The 2,938-nt window shown below is 73.7% G+C and carries 2 protein-coding genes and 2 pseudogenes; 3 read left to right on the forward strand and 1 reads right to left on the reverse strand.

Annotated features, from left to right (window positions below; all coding sequences use genetic code 11):
- The 3 genes and pseudogenes from K6I34_RS34750 to K6I34_RS34760 all read left to right on the forward strand — a co-directional run.
- Nucleotides 1-525 (forward strand): annotated as a pseudogene (locus tag K6I34_RS34750) (hypothetical protein); the annotation flags it as partial.
- A gap of 95 nt (nt 526-620) precedes the next feature.
- Entirely contained in the window at nt 621-1,967 is a 1,347-nt protein-coding gene (locus tag K6I34_RS34755; protein WP_229332029.1) for a histidine kinase, read from the forward strand.
- Nucleotides 1,964-2,635 carry a response regulator transcription factor gene (locus K6I34_RS34760; RefSeq protein WP_308294099.1) on the forward strand — a complete coding sequence of 224 codons (672 nt, stop codon included), beginning with the start codon at nt 1,964-1,966 and terminating at the stop codon, nt 2,633-2,635. The genes K6I34_RS34755 and K6I34_RS34760 overlap by 4 nt, the downstream gene beginning before the upstream one ends.
- A gap of 166 nt (nt 2,636-2,801) precedes the next feature.
- On the opposite strand, the pseudogene K6I34_RS34765 reads toward K6I34_RS34760, so the two are convergent.
- A pseudogene (locus K6I34_RS34765) lies at nt 2,802-2,938 on the reverse strand (kynureninase); the annotation flags it as partial.

The raw sequence follows: 2,938 nt of genomic DNA on the forward strand, positions 1-2,938 counted from the left end.
GGCCAGGGCATATCCGGCGTGGCGGATCTCACGGAGCCCGACGGCGGCCTCGTGGACGGACCGGCCGACGGACCGGCTGGCGGACCCGCCGACGAGCCGGGCGGTGGTCCGGGCGGCCGCGCCGGGGGCGGCTCCGGCGGGCCCGGCTGCTCCGGCGGTGATCACCAGCCGTGGTGGTCGCCCGCCGCGCGGACGGCGCGCTCGGCGCTCGCCCTGCTGACCGGCCCGGCCGCCCGCCACCAGGTGCCGTCGTGCACCCGGCTGCGGGTGGAGGCGGACGGCGCGCTGCTCGTGGACCTGGACGACCCGGTGGCGCGGGTGGCGGTCTGCGCCGTGGACGGACGGGCCGAGGTGGTCGTCCATCCGTACGGCCTCGACCGCCCCGTCCGGGCCCGCGCCCGGCGCGTCACGGTCACGGGCCCGTCCTTCCGCTACCGCGCCGACAACGTCCTGACCGGCCCGGTGCGCTCCCGCACCTGGACGGTCCAGGAGGGCGCGTGGCGCCTGGTCCTCCCCCGGACGTGAACCGCGCGCAATGCCCACGTAGTACCTGAGACGGACGGGCGGGAATCCGCATTCGTACGGACGCGTCGGCGGAGCCCCTTGCCTACGGTGGTCGGGTGACCCACACCCATGAGCACAGTCCGCGCAGTGAGGCGCGCCTGGTGAAGAACGCGCTCGCCGGACTCCGCGAGGACCTCTTCACCGACGCCTTCGCGTTCCGCCCCCTGCCGCCGCTGCCTGCGGACCACACGCTGGTCCGGGTGCTGCCCGGCGGCAGGCAGGGATACACGCGGTGGGCGCCGCACGCCGCCGTCTGCGGGTTCGCGGGCCTGATCGTGCTCGTGAGCGCCGACGCGCGGGGACTGTTCGTGGGCGCCGCCATGGGTCTCGTCGCCGTGCTGCCGATGCTCCTGACGCTGTTCCGGCCGGTCGGCGCGTGGTGGCTCTCGCTCGGCATGCTCACGCTCCCCGGGCTGCTCCTCACCGGCTACAGCTACAGCCCGTGGTCACCGAGCACCTTCTTCTTCACCCACCTCGTCGTCACGCTGCTCGTCGCGCTGCGCACCCGGCCCCGCGTGGCGGCCGGCATGTGGCTGATCACGGGCGCGCTCGGCGCCTTCCTCGCGCTGCTCGGCAGGGTCTTCGGCCGGTACGCCGGTGACTTCTTCCTCGACGACCTGGCGCAGTTCCAGGTGTTGTCCGGCATAGCCCTCTTCGGCGTCGTCGCCGTGCGCGGGCTGCGGGAGTCCAAGCGGCAGGTCGCGGCGCAGGCGGCGGTTACCGAGGTGGAGCGGTCGCGGCGGACGGTGCTGGAGGAGCGCACGACCATCGCCCGCGAGCTGCACGACGTCGTCGCGCACCACATGTCGGTCGTCGCGATCCAGGCGGAGGCGGCCCCGTACCGCGTCGAGAATCCTCCGCCGGAGCTCGTCGCCGCGTTCCAGACGATCCGCGAGAACGCCGTGTCGGCCCTCACCGAGCTGCGGCGCGTGCTGGGCGTCGTCCGGTCGGAGAACCCGGACGCCTTCGCCGCTCCCGAGGCACCGCAGCCCACGCTGGCCGACATCGGCTTCCTGATCGACAACGTGCGCGCCGCCGGTGCGGACGTCGAGCTCGTCACCACGGGCGCGGTGCGGACGCTGCCGCAGGGCGTGGAGCTGTCGGCGTACCGCATCGTGCAGGAGGCGCTGAGCAACACCCTGCGGCACGCGCCCGGCGCCGCCGTCCGCGTCGAGATCGCCCACGTCCTCGGCGGGCTCGGCCTGCGGGTCGTCAACGGCCCGGCGGACCGCTTCGCCAAGGCGTCGCCCGGCGCCGGGCACGGCGTACTCGGTATGCGGGAGCGGGTCGCGATGCTCGGCGGCGAACTGACGGCGGAGGCCACGCCCGACGGCGGCTACGAGGTCGCCGCGTTCCTGCCCGTGCCCGTGGAACCCGTACCCGTGGAAGAGGTGGCGGCGTGACCATCCGCGTCCTGATCGTCGACGACCAGATGATGGTCCGCGAGGGCTTCTCCGTCCTGCTGAACGCCCAGCCCGACATCGAGGTCGTCGGCGAGGCGGTCGACGGGCGGCAGGCCGTCGAGCAGGTCGCTGCGCTGCGGCCGGACATCGTCCTGATGGACATCCGGATGCCGGTGCTCAACGGCCTGGAGGCCACCCGGGAGATCATCGCGGCGGACGCCGACGCGAAGGTGCTGGTCCTCACCACCTACGACCTGGACGAGTACGTCTACCAGGCGCTGCGCGCCGGGGCGAGCGGCTTCCTGCTCAAGGACGCCTCGGCCCGTCAGCTCGCCGACGGCGTACGCATCGTGGCCGCCGGCGAGGCACTGCTCGCCCCCGCGGTCACCAAGCGGCTCATCCAGGAGTTCTCCCGCCTGAGCACCCCGCTCGGCGCCCCGAAGGTGGCCACCCAGGAGCGCGTCGGCGACCTCACCGAACGCGAGACGGAAGTCCTGGTCCTGGTGGCCCAGGGCCGCTCCAACGCGGAGATAGCGACCGGGTTGGTCGTGGCGGAGTCGACAGTGAAGACCCATGTCAGCCGCATCCTGGTGAAACTGGGGCTGCGCGACCGCACGCAGGCGGCGGTCTTCGCGTACGAGGCGGGCCTCATCACGCCGGGTGGGTGACCGTCCCCGGGGGCTGCGCCCCCGGACCCCCAACCAGGAGGTGACGGAACAGGGCACCTCATCAGGGGCGCGGGGAACTGCGCGACCAGCCCCCACCGGACCCGCAGCCGCGCACGCAACGCAAGACGCACCCCAATAGGCGGGGGTCCGGGGGCGCAGCCCCCGGTCACAGGAGTGGGGCGCCCAACACCTCGGCGAGTACCCTCGCCGCCCGCTCCACGTCCGCGAAGGACGTATAGAGCGGCGTGAACCCGAACCGCAGAACATCCGGCGGCCGGAAGTCCCCCACAACCCCCCTCCGTA

It is taken from the genome of Streptomyces sp. UNOC14_S4 (assembly GCF_020740835.1).
Taxonomy (GTDB): domain Bacteria; phylum Actinomycetota; class Actinomycetes; order Streptomycetales; family Streptomycetaceae; genus Streptomyces.